The following is a 13,050-nucleotide window of genomic DNA, read 5'->3' on the forward strand; positions in this document are numbered from 1 at the left end:
GAGGGCTTGCGGAACCGCACCACGCCGGCGTCAGACGCCCGCGGTCAGCCCACGCGACGACAGCGCGGCCTGGATCCGGTCGCCGACCTCGTCGATGCCACCGAGGCCGTCGACGTCGACGACGAGCCCACGCTCGCCGTACGCCGCCACGATCGGAGCGGTCTGCTCGGTGTAGACCTGCTGCCGACGACGGATGGTCTCCTCGTTGTCGTCGCTGCGGCCCTGTTCCTCGGCGCGCTTCAGGAGGCGGCCGACGAGCTCGTCCTGGTCAGCGACGAGCTGCACGACCGCGTCGATGCCGGTGCCCTGCTCGGCGAGGAGCGCGTCGAGGTACTCGACCTGCCCGACCGTGCGGGGGTAGCCGTCGAGCAGGAAGCCGTTCTCGGCGTCGGCCTCGTGCAGGCGCGACTTCACGAGCTCGTTCGTGAGCGAGTCGGGGACGTAGTCGCCCGCGTCCATGATCGCCTTCGCCTGGACGCCGAGCGGGGTGCCCTCTGCGACGTTCTTGCGGAAGATGTCACCCGTCGAGACGGCGGGGATCCCGAACGCGTCGGCGATGCGACCGGCCTGGGTGCCCTTCCCTGCTCCGGGAGGTCCGACGATGATGAGACGTGCGCTCAACGGAGAAGCCCTTCGTAGTGACGCTGCTGCAGCTGCGAGTCGATCTGCTTCACGGTCTCGAGGCCGACACCCACGATGATGAGGATGCTCGCGCCGCCGAACGGGAAGTTCTGGTTCGCACCGAAGAACGCCAGCGCCGCCAGCGGGATCAGGGCGATGAGACCGAGGTACAGGGAGCCGGGCAACGTCACCCGGGTGAGAACGTAGTCGAGGTACTCGGCCGTCGGACGACCGGCCCGGATGCCCGGGATGAAGCCGCCGTACTTCTTCATGTTGTCGGCGACCTCTTCGGGGTTGAAGGTGATCGCGACGTAGAAGTACGTGAATCCGACGATGAGCAGGAAGTACAGGACCATGTAGAACCAGTTGTCACCCGAGGTCAGGTTGTTCTGGATCCAGGTCACCCACGCCGCCGGCTCGCTGCCGTCGGAGGGCTGGTTGAACTGCGCGACCAGGGCCGGCAGGTACAGCAGCGACGAGGCGAAGATGACGGGCACGACGCCGGCCATGTTCACCTTGATCGGGATGTACGTGTTGTTGCCGCCGTAGGTGCGGCGACCGACCATGCGCTTGGCGTACTGCACGGGGATGCGCCGCTGCGACTGCTCGACGAACACGACGGCCATCATGATGACCAGGCCGACGAGGATGACGAACAGGAACAGCTCGAAGCCGTTCGACTGCTCGATCGCCCAGAGCGCCGAGGGGAACTGCGCCGCGATGGACGTGAAGATGAGGAGCGACATGCCGTTGCCGATGCCGCGCTCGGTGACGAGCTCGCCCATCCACATGATGAGGCCGGTACCGGCGGTCAGGGTGACGACCATGAGCATGATCGCGTACCAGCTGTCGTTCGAGATGATCGACGAGCAGGAGGCCGAGGCGTTGGTGCCGAACAGGGCACCGGAGCGGGCGACCGTGATCAGGGTGGTGGACTGCAGCACGCCGAGCGCGATGGTGAGGTAGCGCGTGTACTGCGTCAGCTTCGCCTGACCGGACTGCCCCTCCTTGTAGAGGGCGTCGAAGTGCGGGATGACCACGCGGAGCAGCTGCACGATGATCGACGACGTGATGTACGGCATGATGCCGAGCGCGAAGACCGAGAGCTTCAGCAGCGCGCCGCCGGAGAACAGGTTGATCAGGTCGTACAGACCCTGCTGCGACGAAGCGCTGGCGAGACAGGTCTGCACGGATGCGTAGTCGACGAACGGCGCGGGGATGTACGACCCCAGGCGGAACAGCGCGATGATCGCGAGGGTGAAGCCGATCTTCTTGCGAAGATCTGGGGTGCGCATGATGCGCGCGACCGCTCTGAACACGAGGACTCCGAACTTCTGGGACCGGCGGCCCGTCGAGGGGCCGTCACCGGTGTGGTCGGCAGGACCGACCTGGCCGGCGGACGCCGACCACTGTCAAGGAAACCGTAACGGCGGCCCGTGCGCAAACGCACGGGCCGCCGACGGGGTTACTGGGAGACGGTGCCGCCAGCAGCCGCGATCTTCTCGGCGGCGGACGCCGAGACCTTGTCGACCGAGACCGTGAGCTTCACGCTGATGTCACCCTGACCGAGAACCTTGACCTTCTCGTTCTTGCGGACGGCGCCCTTGGCGACCAGGTCCGCGACGGTGACGTCGCCACCGTTGGGGTAGAGCTCCGCGATCTTGTCCAGGTTCACGACCTGGTACTCGACGCGGAACGGGTTCTTGAACCCGCGGAGCTTCGGGGTGCGCATGTGCAGCGGCATCTGCCCACCCTCGAAGCCGACCTTGACCTGGTAACGAGCCTTCTGGCCCTTGGTACCACGGCCGGCGGTCTTGCCCTTGGAGCCCTCACCACGACCGACGCGGGTGCGAGCCTTCTTGGCGCCCTCTGCCGGACGGAGGTGGTGCAGCTTCAGGACCTGCACGCGCTCGTTCTTCTCGTCGCTCATGCGTCGACCTCCTCGACCTTCACGAGGTGCGCGACCGTTGCGACGTACCCGCGGTTCTGGGCGTTGTCCTCACGCAGGACCGTACGGCCGATGCGCTTGAGACCCAGGCTGCGGAGCGTGTCGCGCTGGTACTGCTTCTCGCTGATAACGGACTTCGTCTGCGTAATCTTCAGCATCGCCATCACGCACCTGCCTTCTCGGACGCGGCACGCAGAGCAGCGGCCTCGGCCTGGAGCAGACGGTCCGGGACGACCCGGTCGACGGGGAGACCGCGACGGCTTGCGACCGCACGGGGCTCCTCGAGCTGCTGCAGCGCCGTGACGGTCGCGTGCACGATGTTGATGGTGTTCGACGAACCGAGCGACTTGCTCAGCACGTCGTGGATACCGGCGCACTCGAGGACGGCGCGGACCGGACCACCGGCGATGACACCGGTACCGGCAGCGGCCGGACGGAGGAGCACGACGCCGGCAGCAGCCTCGCCCTGCACCGGGTGCGGGATCGTGTTGCCGACGCGCGGGACGCGGAAGAAGTTCTTCTTCGCTTCCTCGACGCCCTTCGAGATGGCGGTCGGGACCTCGCGGGCCTTGCCGTAGCCGACACCCACGAGACCGTTGCCGTCACCGACGACGACGAGCGCGGTGAAGCTGAAGCGACGACCACCCTTGACGACCTTGGAGACGCGGTTGATGGTCACGACGCGCTCGAGGAACTGGCTGTCGCCACCCCGACCGTTGCGGTCGTTGCCACGGCCGCCACCCTGCTGACGGTCGCGACCGCCACCACGGCGGCCACGGTTGTCGGCGGAGTCGCGGTTGTTCGATGCCGAACCGGCTGCGGTCTCGACGGGGCGCTCGACGACGGGGACCTCGGGCTCCTTGGCCGCGGGGGCCGTGGTGCTCGTGGCCTCGGCCTCGGTCGCCTCAGCGGCCTCGGTCGTTTCGACGTTGGCGTCTTCGTTCGTGTTCGCGATGTCGCTCACAGGTTCAGCCCTCCTTCACGGGCACCATCGGCGATCGCGGCGACGCGACCGGCGTACTTGCTACCACCGCGGTCGAAGACCACGGCCTCGACGCCAGCGGCCTTCGCGCGCTCGGCGAGGAGTTCGCCGACACGACGGGCCTTGGCGGTCTTGTCGCCGTCGAACGTACGGAGGTCGGCCTCCATCGTCGACGCGCTGGCCAGCGTGTGGCCCTTGGCGTCGTCGATGACCTGGACGAACACGTGACGCGCCGAACGGGTGACAGCGAGACGCGGACGGGCCTCGGTGCCGGTGATCTTCTTGCGGAGGCGGTTGTGACGGCGCGCCTTGGCGGCCGACTTGCTCTTGCCTCGTGTCTTGAGGAGACCCATGATCACTTACCTGACTTTCCGGCCTTGCGGCGCACGATCTCGCCGGCGTAGCGGACACCCTTGCCCTTGTAGGGCTCGGGCTTGCGCAGCTTGCGGATGTTTGCAGCGACCTCGCCGACGGACTGCTTGTCGATGCCGTTGACGGTCAGCTTGTTGTTGCCCTCGACGGCGAAGCTGATGCCCGCGGGCGGCTCGACCGTGATCGGGTGGGAGTAGCCGAGCGCGAACTCGACGTTGTTGCCCTTCGCCTGCACGCGGTAACCGGTGCCGACGACCTCGAGGCCCTTGGAGTAGCCCTGGGTCACGCCGACGATGTTGTTCGCGATGAGGGTGCGGGTCAGGCCGTGCAGCGCACGCGAGCTGCGCTCGTCGTCCGGACGGGTGACGAGGACCTGGTTCTCCTCGACCTTGGCCTGGATGGGCTCGGCGACGACGAGCGCGAGCTCGCCCTTCGGGCCCTTGACCGCGACGTTCTGACCATCGATGGAGACGGTCACGCCAGCGGGGATGTCAATGGGAAGACGTCCGATACGAGACATTGTCGATCACCACACGTAGGCGAGGACTTCCCCACCCACGCCCTTCTGCTCGGCTTCACGGTCGGTGAGCAGTCCCGACGAGGTCGAGAGGATCGCCACGCCGAGGCCACCGAGGACCTGGGGGATCTCCGTCGACTTCGCGTAGACCCGGAGACCGGGCTTCGAGACGCGCTTGATGCCGGCGATCGAACGCTCGCGCTCGGGGCCGTACTTCAGGTCGATCGTGAGGGTCTCGCCCACGCGGGCGTCCTCGATCTTCCACTCGCTGATGTACCCCTCGCGCTTGAGGATCTCAGCGATGTTCTTCTTCAGCTTGGAGCTGGGAAGCGAGACGGCGTCGTGGTGCGCCGAGTTCGCGTTCCGCAATCTGGTCAGCATGTCTGCGACCGGATCGGTCATCGTCATGATGGTCGTCCATTCTTCGCCTGGTTTCGACACCCGTTCCACGAATGCCGACCTGAGCGATCGGGTGATCCTGGGGCGATTCCCCTGGATCGGTGTGTTCGTGCGTGCGGGCCGGAGGACGTGAATCCTCCGGCCCGCACCGCCCGAAGTATCTTAGACCGTCTGCTCGGCAGAACGGAACGGGAACCCGAGCTGGCGGAGCAGCGCGCGGCCCTCGTCGTCCGACTTCGCGGTGGTCACGACGGTGATGTCGAAGCCACGCACGCGGTCGATGCGGTCCTGGTCGATCTCGTGGAACACGGACTGCTCCGTGAGACCGAACGTGTAGTTGCCGTTGCCGTCGAACTGCTTGTCGCTGAGACCGCGGAAGTCGCGGATGCGGGGCAGTGCGAGGGTCACGAGACGGTCGATGAACTCCCACGCGCGGTCACCACGGAGGGTGACGTGCGCGCCGATGGCCTGGCCCTCACGCAGCTTGAACTGCGCGATGGACTTGCGGGCCTTCGTGACCTGGGGCTTCTGACCCGTGATCGCCGTGAGGTCCTTGATGGCCCCCTCGATGATCTTCGAGTCGCGAGCGGCCTCACCGACACCGGTGTTCACGACGACCTTGACCAGGCCGGGGACCTGGTTGACGTTCGCGTACCCGAACTGCTCGGTGAGGGCAGCCTTGATCTCGTTCTTGTACTTCTGCTTGAGGCGCGGCTCGACCTTGGTCGCCGGCGCGGCAGTCGTGTCGGTCATCAGAGCTTCTCACCCGACTTCTTGGCGTAGCGGACTCGGACGGTCTTCTTGACGCCGTCCTTCTCCACCTCTTCGTTGCGGAAACCGACGCGGGTCGGCTTCTTGGTCTTCGGGTCGACGATGGCGACGTTCGACACGTGGATCGGAGCCTCGTGCTGCTCGATGCCACCGGTCTTCGAGCCGCGCTGCGTCTGGCCGACGCGGACGTGCTTCGTGACGAAGTTCACGCCCTCGACGACGACGCGGTTCTTGTCCTTGAGGACCTCGATGACCTTGCCCTGCTTGCCACGGTCACCGCCGCGCTCCTGCTTGGCACCCGTGATGACCTGGACCAGGTCACCCTTCTTGATGTTCGCCATGGCTTACAGCACCTCCGGCGCGAGCGAGATGATCTTCATGAACTTCTTGTCACGGAGCTCGCGACCGACCGGACCGAAGATGCGCGTGCCGCGCGGGTCGCCGTCAGCCTTGAGGATCACTGCCGCGTTCTCGTCGAACTTGATGTAGGAGCCGTCCTGACGACGGGTCTCCTTCTTGGTGCGAACGATGACCGCCTTGACGACGTCACCCTTCTTCACGTTGCCGCCGGGGATGGCGTCCTTCACCGTGGCGACGATGACGTCACCGAGACCGGCGTAGCGACGACCCGAGCCACCGAGCACGCGGATGGTCAAGATCTCCTTGGCACCCGTGTTGTCGGCGACCTTGAGGCGGGATTCCTGCTGAATCACTGCTGTCTCCTATTCCGAAGCAGGCCGGGGCCTACTTGGCCTTCTCGAGGATCTCGACCAGGCGCCAGCGCTTGGAAGCGCTGAGGGGACGGGTCTCGCTGATCACGACGAGGTCGCCGACACCAGCGGTGCCGAGCTCGTCGTGGGCCTTCACCTTGGACGTGCGACGGATGATCTTGCCGTAGAGCGCGTGCTTCACGCGGTCCTCGACCTCGACCACGATGGTCTTGTCCATCTTGTCGCTCGTGACGTAGCCACGACGCGTCTTGCGGTAGCCGCGAGCGGAGGCGGCGGAGGTCTTCTCTTCGTTCGCCATTACTTCTCCTCGGCGGTCTCGGCCTCGGCCGACTCAGCCGGCTTCTCAGCCTTCTTGGTCGTCTTCTTGGCCTTGGGGGCGGTCTCGACGGGCGCGGGAGTGGCACGGATGCCGAGCTCGCGCTCGCGGAGGACGGTGTAGATGCGAGCGATGTCGCGCTTGACGGCACGGAGACGACCGTGGCTCTCCAGCTGGCCGGTGGCCGACTGGAAGCGGAGGTTGAAGAGCTCCTCCTTGGCCTTCTTCAGTTCGTCAGCAAGACGCTCGTTCTCGAACGTGTCGAGCTCCGTCGGACGGAGCTCCTTGGAACCGATCGCCATTATGCGTCGCCCTCCTCGCGCTTGATGATGCGTGCCTTGAGGGGCAGCTTGTGGATTGCACGGGTCAGCGCCTCACGGGCGATGTCCTCGTTGACGCCGGAGAGCTCGAAGAGCACACGGCCCGGCTTGACGTTGGCGACCCACCACTCGGGGGAACCCTTACCGGAACCCATGCGGGTCTCGGCGGGCTTCTTCGTGAGCGGACGGTCCGGGTAGATGTTGATCCACACCTTGCCGCCACGCTTGATGTGACGCGTCATGGCGATACGAGCGGACTCGATCTGACGGTTGGTCACGTAGGCGGGCGTCAGCGCCTGGATGCCGTAGTCACCGAACGACACCTTGGTGCCACCGGTGGCCTGGCCCGAACGCTTCGGGTGGTGCTGCTTGCGGTGCTTGACTCGACGGGGAATAAGCATGGTTACGCCTCAACTCCTGCGCCGGCCGGCGCGTCCTGCGGGGCCTGCTGCTGACGGCCGCCACGGTCGCCGCCACGGCGGTCGCCGCGCTCGCCACGGGGGCCGCCACGACGCTCCGGGCGCGACGAACGCTGGTTCGCCTGCTCGCGAGCGAGCTCCTTGTTCGTGATGTCGCCCTTGTAGATCCAGACCTTCACGCCGATGCGGCCGAACGTGGTCCGGGCCTCGTAGAAGCCGTAGTCGATGTTCGCGCGGAGCGTGTGCAGGGGCACGCGGCCCTCGCGGTAGAACTCCGAGCGCGACATCTCGGCGCCGCCGAGACGACCCGACACCTGGATGCGGACACCCTTGGCGCCGGCGCGCTGTGCACCCTGCAGGCCCTTGCGCATGGCGCGACGGAACGCGACACGAGCGGAGAGCTGCTCGGCGATGCCCTGCGCGACGAGCTGGGCCTCGGTCTCGGGGTTCTTGACCTCGAGGATGTTGAGCTGGATCTGCTTCTTGGTGAGCTTCTCGAGCTCGCCACGGACGCGCTCCGCCTCGGCGCCACGGCGACCGATGACGATGCCCGGACGCGCGGTGTGGATGTCCACGCGGACGCGGTCACGGGTGCGCTCGAGCTCGATGCGGGCGACGCCGGCGCGGTCGAGGGTCTTCTTCAGGTACTCGCGCACCTTGATGTCCTCGGCCACGTAGTCGGCGTAGCGCTGACCCGGCTTCGTGCTGTCGGTGAACCAGTGCGAGACGTGGTCCGTCGTGATCCCGAGACGGAAGCCGTACGGGTTGACCTTCTGGCCCATTACTTGCTCGCCTTCTTGCTCGTCGCGGCAGCCTCGACCTCATCGGGCGTCGCGAGGACGACCGTGATGTGGCTGGTGCGCTTGTTGATGCGGAAGGCGCGGCCCTGGGCGCGCGGCTGGAACCGCTTCAGGGTCGTACCTTCGTCGACGAAGACGCGGCTCACGTAGAGGTCACGCTCGTCGAGGAAGCTGTTCGTCGAGTCCGCCTTGACCCGTGCGTTCGCGATCGCCGAGGCGACCAGCTTGTACACGGGCTCCGAAGCGCCCTGGGGGGCGAACTTCAGGATGGCGAGGGCCTCGTGGGCCTGCTTGCCGCGGATCAGCTCGATGACGCGACGGGCCTTCTGAGGCGTGACGCGGATGTGTCGCACGCGTGCGATCGACTCCACCATTTCGTTCCTCCTCTGCGTCGCCGCCTTAGCGGCGACGGCCCTTCTTGTCGTCCTTCACGTGACCACGGAAGGTGCGGGTCGGCGCGAACTCGCCGAGCTTGTGACCGACCATCGACTCGGTGACGAACACCGGGATGTGCTTGCGGCCGTCGTGCACGGCGATCGTGTGCCCGAGCATGTTCGGGATGATCATCGAGCGACGCGACCAGGTGCGGATCACGTTCTTGGTGTTGGCCTCGTTCTGCGTGACGACCTTGCGGAGCAGGTGCTCGTCGACGAAGGGGCCCTTCTTCAGACTGCGTGGCATCTTCTGAACTCCTACTTGCGCTTCTTGCCGGCGTTACGGCGACGGACGATGAGCTTGTCGCTCGGCTTGTTCGGCTTGCGCGTGCGACCCTCGGCCTGACCCCACGGGCTGACCGGGTGACGGCCACCGGAGGTCTTGCCCTCGCCACCACCGTGCGGGTGGTCGACCGGGTTCATCGCGACACCACGCACGGTCGGGCGGACGCCCTTCCAGCGCATGCGGCCGGCCTTGCCCCAGTTGATGTTCGACTGCTCGGCGTTGCCGACCTCGCCGATCGTGGCGCGGCAGCGTGCGTCGACGTTGCGGACCTCGCCCGACGGCAGACGGAGCTGCGCGTAGGGGCCGTCCTTGGCGACGAGACGCACCGAGGCGCCGGCCGAACGCGCGAGCTTGGCGCCGCCACCGGGGCGGAGCTCGATCGCGTGCACGACGGTACCCACGGGGATGTTGCGCAGCGGCAGGTTGTTGCCCGGCTTGATGTCCGCGCCGGCGCCCTGCTCGATGACGTCGCCCTGCTTGAGCTTGTTCGGCGCGATGATGTAGCGCTTCGTGCCGTCCACGTAGTGCAGGAGCGCGATGCGCGCCGTGCGGTTCGGGTCGTACTCGATGTGCGCGACCTTGGCGTCGATGCCGTCCTTGTCGTGACGACGGAAGTCGATCACGCGGTACTGACGCTTGTGGCCACCACCGATGTGACGGGTGGTGATGCGGCCGGAGCTGTTGCGGCCACCGGTCTTCGGCAGCGGACGAAGCAGCGACTTCTCCGGCGTCGAACGGGTGATCTCAGCGAAGTCGGCGACCGACGAGCCGCGACGACCGGGGGTCGTCGGCTTGTAGTTACGAATAGCCATGATTTATCCCTCTGGTCCTCAGCCGACAGCCGTGAAGATGTCGATCGAACCGGACTTGAGCGTCACGATGGCACGCTTGGTGTCCTTGCGCTTGCCCATGCCGAAGCGCGTGCGACGGGTCTTGCCCGGACGGTTCAGCGTGTTGATGCTCGCGACCTTGACGTCGAAGATCTTCTCGATGGCGAGCTTGATCTCGGTCTTGTTCGAACGGGGGTCCACGATGAACGTGTACTTGCCCTGGTCGATCAGGCCGTAGCTCTTCTCCGAGACGACCGGCGAGATGATGATGTCGCGCGGGTCCTTGTTGAAGCCGCTCATGCGGAGATCTCCTTCGCGGTCTTCGACGCGATGAAGGCGTCGAGTGCGCTCTTGCTGAAGACGAGCGCGTCGGCCTTGAGCACGTCGTAGGCGTTGAGCTGGCCGTACGAGAGCGCGTGGACGTTCGGCAGGTTGCGGATCGACTTGAGCGTGAGCTCGTCGTCCTGCTCGAGCACGACGAGCACGTGCTTGACGGGCGCGACCTTCTCGATGAGCGTGCGGGCGGTCTTGGTCGACGGCACCTCGGCCGAGACGAAGCCCTCCACAGCGGAGATGCGGCCACCGCGGGCGCGGTCCGAGAGCGAGCCGAGCAGAGCAGCGGCGATCATCTTCTTCGGGGTGCGCTGCGAGTAGTCGCGCGGGGTCGGTCCGTGGACGACGCCACCGCCGGTGTGCTCCGGAGCGCGGACCGAACCCTGACGGGAGCGGCCGGTGCCCTTCTGCTTGAACGGCTTGCGACCAGCACCGCGGACCTCGCCGCGGTTCTTGGTCTTGTGGGTGCCCTGACGCGCGGCTGCGAGCTGCGCGGTGACGACCTGGTGGATCAGCGGGACGTTGGTCTCGACGTCGAAGAGCTCGGCGGGGAGCTCGACGGTGCCGGACTTGACGCCCGATGCGTCGAGGACGTCGATCGTGGTTGCGGTCGTGGTGGCCATGATCACTTACCCTTCACGGCGGTGCGGACGAAGACGGAGCGACCGCGAGCACCGGGGATCGCGCCCTTGACGAGCAGCAGACCCTTCTCGGCGTCGACGGCGTGCACCGTGAGGTTGAGGACGGTCACACGCTCGCCACCCATGCGACCCGCCATGCGCATGCCCTTGAAGACACGCGACGGGGTCGACGAAGCACCGATCGAACCGGGCTTGCGGTGGTTGCGGTGGGCACCGTGCGAAGCGGACACACCGGCGAAGCCGTGGCGCTTCATGACACCGGCGAAGCCCTTGCCCTTGGAGGTGCCGACGACGTCGACCTTCTGGCCCGCCTCGAACGTGTCGACGGTGAGCTCCTGGCCGAGCGTGTACTCAGCGGAGTCGTTGGTGCGGATCTCCGTGAGGGTGCGGCGCGGGGTGACCCCGGCTGCCTCGAAGTGGCCGGCGGCCGGCTTGTTGACCTTGCGCGGGTCGATGGCGCCGGCGGCGATCTGGATCGCCTCGTAGCCGTCGCGCTCGACGTTGCGGATCTGGGTGACCACGTTCGGGCCGACCTCGATCACGGTGACGGGGATGAACTTGTTGTTCTCGTCCCACACCTGGGTCATCCCGAGCTTCTTGCCGAGGAGGCCCTTGACGGTCTTGGTTGAGTTCGCCATCAGTCCAGCCCCCTTACAGCTTGATCTCGATGTTGACGTCGGCCGGGAGGTCGAGTCGCATGAGCGAGTCGACGGCCTTCGGCGTCGGGTCGACGATGTCGATGACCCGCTTGTGCGTGCGCTTCTCGAAGTGCTCGCGCGAGTCCTTGTACTTGTGGGGAGAACGGATCACGGTGACCACGTTCTTCTCGGTGGGGAGCGGCACCGGGCCGACCACGGTCGCACCGGCACGGGTCACCGTGTCGACGATCTTCCGGGCCGACGTGTCGATGACCTCGTGGTCGTACGACTTGAGCCGGATGCGGATCTTCTGTCCCGCCATGTGTCTCTTTGTCCTCTCTGCGCCGCGCACCCTCGGGCCGCCTGACGCCGCCGCCACCGTGCATTCCTGCAAGGCTTGGCTGTTTTCTGTGAACCAACCGGCCGCATCCGCTGGGGATGACCGCTGTTCTCGTGTCAACCGCGCGGAGCGACCTGGGCCGTTCAGCGTGGGCATGTCGTCTCCCGCACGCTCTGGGCACAGCAGTGCCCGTCACGCTTGGTGGGGAGTCGATCGTGTTCTGCTGCCTGCGGCCCAACCCAGCCCTGCTGGACAGGGGGGTTGTGCACTGCCAGAGCAGTGATCCTGCGCACGCGAACGCGCGCGGAATTTCGGAACCGGACAAGTCTCGCATAGGCACGGCATCCGTGCAACCCGGGCGTGTCGCGAATCACGGGCGTGTCGGGATCGGCCCGCTTCCCCGGATCCACGCGGATCGAGGGCCAGGAGGCGCGGGTCGCCCCCGACGCACGACGTGCCCTCCGGAGCCGGTCCGGAGGGCACGTCGCAGGGGTCGGTCGGGGCTACTCCGCGACGACCGGGGGGACGAACCACGGGGGGAAGACCGCGACCCGGGGAGCGTGTCCGCCGTGGTCCTTGAGCACGGCCTTGACCGTCTGGCGGACGCGGTCGTTGGGGACACCGATGACCGCGACGGCGGAGAACGGCACGCTCGGGCCGGCGAGCAGCTCGAGGCCGAGCATCTCCGGGTCGGTGAAGTCCGTGCGACGGATGAGGTTCGTCGCGGCCTCGGGCCCGACCGCGAACCGGACGTCCTCGGCGTCGGCGTCCTGGTCGGCGACGATGACCGACGCCCCGAAGGCCGACACCGGCACGACGAGCATGATGTACTCCGTCGCCCGGGTCCGGCGGGCCGCGTCGGACCACCGCTCGCCCTCGGCGCCGGTGCGCAGCTCGTCCCAGCGGGTCGCGTCGGGCGACAGCGTGAACGGCACGTGCGCAGCGACCGGGGAGCCGTCGGGGGCGTGTGCCTCGGCGCGGGCGGCCCGGGCAGCGGCGGAGGCGACGTCGACGACCGGCGTCACGGCGTCCGACGCGAGGATCGCACCGGACCCCACGATGTCGTCGAGGTTGTCCACGTGCGTCACGTGGTGCGCGCGGAGCGAGGCGAAGTCACGCGCCTCGGGCAGGTCGGGCACCGGGGACCGCAGCGAGGACGCCGGGGTCGCCGCCTGGCCGGGCACGGTCCGGAGCGAGGTGGTGATCCGGGTGCGGCGCGGGGTCGGGGTGGTGGGGAGTTCTGCGGCCTCGCGCTGCCGTGGCGCGCAGATGTCGCAGAGTTCGGTGGGGAATCCGTGGATGCACTCGTCAGTCACGACTGGTGGGGTCCTTCCGTGCCCGGGTGGGGGTGT

The 13,050-nt window shown here is 67.1% G+C and carries 23 protein-coding genes; all 23 read right to left on the minus strand.

Going from position 1 to position 13,050, the window contains the following annotated elements:
- Positions 1-30 precede the first annotated feature (30 nt).
- Positions 31-621 carry an adenylate kinase gene (locus ACIPKM_RS05880; protein WP_070417689.1) on the minus strand — a complete coding sequence of 197 codons (591 nt, stop codon included), beginning with the start codon at positions 619-621 and terminating at the stop codon, positions 31-33.
- Positions 618-1,940, minus strand: a complete 1,323-nt coding sequence (gene secY / locus ACIPKM_RS05885; RefSeq protein WP_022906357.1) for a preprotein translocase subunit SecY — start codon at positions 1,938-1,940, stop codon at positions 618-620. Before secY ends, ACIPKM_RS05880 begins: the two co-directional genes overlap by 4 nt.
- A 146-nt stretch (positions 1,941-2,086) precedes the next feature.
- The gene (gene rplO / locus ACIPKM_RS05890; protein ID WP_022906356.1) at positions 2,087-2,551 is read right to left on the minus strand and encodes a 50S ribosomal protein L15; all 465 of its coding nucleotides are present in this window, start codon (positions 2,549-2,551) and stop codon (positions 2,087-2,089) included.
- Entirely contained in the window at positions 2,548-2,733 is a 186-nt protein-coding gene (gene rpmD / locus ACIPKM_RS05895) for a 50S ribosomal protein L30 (RefSeq protein ID WP_022906355.1), read from the minus strand. Before rpmD ends, rplO begins: the two co-directional genes overlap by 4 nt.
- Complete coding sequence (rpsE, locus tag ACIPKM_RS05900; RefSeq protein ID WP_070417687.1) at positions 2,733-3,533, minus strand: 30S ribosomal protein S5; 801 nt, start codon at positions 3,531-3,533, stop codon at positions 2,733-2,735. Before rpsE ends, rpmD begins: the two co-directional genes overlap by 1 nt.
- Complete coding sequence (gene rplR, locus ACIPKM_RS05905; protein ID WP_031261773.1) at positions 3,530-3,904, minus strand: 50S ribosomal protein L18; 375 nt, start codon at positions 3,902-3,904, stop codon at positions 3,530-3,532. Before rplR ends, rpsE begins: the two co-directional genes overlap by 4 nt.
- Positions 3,905-3,906: 2 nt before the next feature.
- Positions 3,907-4,443 (minus strand): 50S ribosomal protein L6, encoded by a 537-nt coding sequence (gene rplF / locus ACIPKM_RS05910; RefSeq protein ID WP_031261772.1) that lies wholly within the window; start codon positions 4,441-4,443, stop codon positions 3,907-3,909.
- 6 nt (positions 4,444-4,449) lie between these two features.
- The gene (gene rpsH, locus ACIPKM_RS05915) at positions 4,450-4,848 is read right to left on the minus strand and encodes a 30S ribosomal protein S8 (protein WP_022906351.1); all 399 of its coding nucleotides are present in this window, start codon (positions 4,846-4,848) and stop codon (positions 4,450-4,452) included.
- A 153-nt stretch (positions 4,849-5,001) separates the two neighbouring features.
- Complete coding sequence (gene rplE, locus ACIPKM_RS05920; RefSeq protein ID WP_022906350.1) at positions 5,002-5,592, minus strand: 50S ribosomal protein L5; 591 nt, start codon at positions 5,590-5,592, stop codon at positions 5,002-5,004.
- Complete coding sequence (gene rplX, locus ACIPKM_RS05925) at positions 5,592-5,951, minus strand: 50S ribosomal protein L24 (protein WP_022906349.1); 360 nt, start codon at positions 5,949-5,951, stop codon at positions 5,592-5,594. Before rplX ends, rplE begins: the two co-directional genes overlap by 1 nt.
- A 3-nt stretch (positions 5,952-5,954) precedes the next feature.
- Entirely contained in the window at positions 5,955-6,323 is a 369-nt protein-coding gene (gene rplN / locus ACIPKM_RS05930) for a 50S ribosomal protein L14 (protein WP_017885523.1), read from the minus strand.
- Between the two features lie 31 nt (positions 6,324-6,354).
- On the minus strand, positions 6,355-6,639 hold the full coding sequence (gene rpsQ, locus ACIPKM_RS05935) for a 30S ribosomal protein S17 (protein WP_022906348.1): 285 nt from the start codon (positions 6,637-6,639) through the stop codon (positions 6,355-6,357).
- Positions 6,639-6,959: a 50S ribosomal protein L29 gene (rpmC, locus tag ACIPKM_RS05940; RefSeq protein WP_022906347.1), complete on the minus strand. Its 321-nt coding sequence runs from the start codon at positions 6,957-6,959 to the stop codon at positions 6,639-6,641. Before rpmC ends, rpsQ begins: the two co-directional genes overlap by 1 nt.
- On the minus strand, positions 6,959-7,378 hold the full coding sequence (rplP, locus tag ACIPKM_RS05945) for a 50S ribosomal protein L16 (protein WP_022906346.1): 420 nt from the start codon (positions 7,376-7,378) through the stop codon (positions 6,959-6,961). The genes rpmC and rplP overlap by 1 nt, the downstream gene beginning before the upstream one ends.
- 2 nt (positions 7,379-7,380) lie before the next feature.
- Entirely contained in the window at positions 7,381-8,178 is a 798-nt protein-coding gene (gene rpsC / locus ACIPKM_RS05950; protein WP_022906345.1) for a 30S ribosomal protein S3, read from the minus strand.
- Positions 8,178-8,570 carry a 50S ribosomal protein L22 gene (rplV, locus tag ACIPKM_RS05955; RefSeq protein ID WP_022906344.1) on the minus strand — a complete coding sequence of 131 codons (393 nt, stop codon included), beginning with the start codon at positions 8,568-8,570 and terminating at the stop codon, positions 8,178-8,180. Before rplV ends, rpsC begins: the two co-directional genes overlap by 1 nt.
- 25 nt (positions 8,571-8,595) lie before the next feature.
- Complete coding sequence (gene rpsS / locus ACIPKM_RS05960) at positions 8,596-8,877, minus strand: 30S ribosomal protein S19 (RefSeq protein ID WP_022906343.1); 282 nt, start codon at positions 8,875-8,877, stop codon at positions 8,596-8,598.
- Between the two features lie 11 nt (positions 8,878-8,888).
- On the minus strand, positions 8,889-9,728 hold the full coding sequence (gene rplB / locus ACIPKM_RS05965) for a 50S ribosomal protein L2 (protein ID WP_070417686.1): 840 nt from the start codon (positions 9,726-9,728) through the stop codon (positions 8,889-8,891).
- 18 nt (positions 9,729-9,746) lie between these two features.
- Positions 9,747-10,046 (minus strand): 50S ribosomal protein L23, encoded by a 300-nt coding sequence (rplW, locus tag ACIPKM_RS05970; protein WP_022903283.1) that lies wholly within the window; start codon positions 10,044-10,046, stop codon positions 9,747-9,749.
- A complete protein-coding gene (gene rplD, locus ACIPKM_RS05975) occupies positions 10,043-10,702 on the minus strand; it encodes a 50S ribosomal protein L4 (RefSeq protein ID WP_071302489.1) in 660 nt (219 codons plus the stop codon). Before rplD ends, rplW begins: the two co-directional genes overlap by 4 nt.
- A gap of 2 nt (positions 10,703-10,704) precedes the next feature.
- Positions 10,705-11,358, minus strand: coding sequence for a 50S ribosomal protein L3 (gene rplC, locus ACIPKM_RS05980; protein WP_070417684.1), 654 nt, complete (start codon positions 11,356-11,358; stop codon positions 10,705-10,707).
- A gap of 13 nt (positions 11,359-11,371) precedes the next feature.
- The gene (rpsJ, locus tag ACIPKM_RS05985) at positions 11,372-11,680 is read right to left on the minus strand and encodes a 30S ribosomal protein S10 (RefSeq protein WP_022903286.1); all 309 of its coding nucleotides are present in this window, start codon (positions 11,678-11,680) and stop codon (positions 11,372-11,374) included.
- A gap of 521 nt (positions 11,681-12,201) precedes the next feature.
- Complete coding sequence (locus ACIPKM_RS05990) at positions 12,202-13,014, minus strand: DarT ssDNA thymidine ADP-ribosyltransferase family protein (RefSeq protein WP_070417683.1); 813 nt, start codon at positions 13,012-13,014, stop codon at positions 12,202-12,204.
- Positions 13,015-13,050: the final 36 nt, after the last annotated feature.

It is taken from the genome of Curtobacterium sp. NPDC086286 (assembly GCF_044746255.1).
GTDB lineage: Bacteria > Actinomycetota > Actinomycetes > Actinomycetales > Microbacteriaceae > Curtobacterium.

Excerpts from the sequence above, each read along its gene's own strand:
- rpmD (WP_022906355.1), bottom strand. The coding sequence starts at position 2,733 with ATGGCGATGCTGAAGATTACGCAGACGAAGTCCGTTATCAGCGAGAAG.
- rplE (WP_022906350.1), bottom strand. The coding sequence starts at position 5,592 with ATGACCGACACGACTGCCGCGCCGGCGACCAAGGTCGAGCCGCGCCTC.
- rplO (WP_022906356.1), bottom strand. The coding sequence starts at position 2,551 with ATGAGCGACGAGAAGAACGAGCGCGTGCAGGTCCTGAAGCTGCACCAC.
- rplD (WP_071302489.1), bottom strand. The coding sequence starts at position 10,702 with ATGGCCACCACGACCGCAACCACGATCGACGTCCTCGACGCATCGGGC.
- rplW (WP_022903283.1), bottom strand. The coding sequence starts at position 10,046 with ATGAGCGGCTTCAACAAGGACCCGCGCGACATCATCATCTCGCCGGTC.
- rplC (WP_070417684.1), bottom strand. The coding sequence starts at position 11,358 with ATGGCGAACTCAACCAAGACCGTCAAGGGCCTCCTCGGCAAGAAGCTC.
- rplF (WP_031261772.1), bottom strand. The coding sequence starts at position 4,443 with ATGTCTCGTATCGGACGTCTTCCCATTGACATCCCCGCTGGCGTGACC.
- rpsQ (WP_022906348.1), bottom strand. The coding sequence starts at position 6,639 with ATGGCGAACGAAGAGAAGACCTCCGCCGCCTCCGCTCGCGGCTACCGC.
- rplP (WP_022906346.1), bottom strand. The coding sequence starts at position 7,378 with ATGCTTATTCCCCGTCGAGTCAAGCACCGCAAGCAGCACCACCCGAAG.
- rplV (WP_022906344.1), bottom strand. The coding sequence starts at position 8,570 with ATGGTGGAGTCGATCGCACGCGTGCGACACATCCGCGTCACGCCTCAG.
- rpsH (WP_022906351.1), bottom strand. The coding sequence starts at position 4,848 with ATGACGATGACCGATCCGGTCGCAGACATGCTGACCAGATTGCGGAAC.
- rpsC (WP_022906345.1), bottom strand. The coding sequence starts at position 8,178 with ATGGGCCAGAAGGTCAACCCGTACGGCTTCCGTCTCGGGATCACGACG.
- rpsJ (WP_022903286.1), bottom strand. The coding sequence starts at position 11,680 with ATGGCGGGACAGAAGATCCGCATCCGGCTCAAGTCGTACGACCACGAG.
- rplB (WP_070417686.1), bottom strand. The coding sequence starts at position 9,728 with ATGGCTATTCGTAACTACAAGCCGACGACCCCCGGTCGTCGCGGCTCG.
- rplR (WP_031261773.1), bottom strand. The coding sequence starts at position 3,904 with ATGGGTCTCCTCAAGACACGAGGCAAGAGCAAGTCGGCCGCCAAGGCG.
- rpmC (WP_022906347.1), bottom strand. The coding sequence starts at position 6,959 with ATGGCGATCGGTTCCAAGGAGCTCCGTCCGACGGAGCTCGACACGTTC.
- rplX (WP_022906349.1), bottom strand. The coding sequence starts at position 5,951 with ATGGCGAACATCAAGAAGGGTGACCTGGTCCAGGTCATCACGGGTGCC.
- rpsS (WP_022906343.1), bottom strand. The coding sequence starts at position 8,877 with ATGCCACGCAGTCTGAAGAAGGGCCCCTTCGTCGACGAGCACCTGCTC.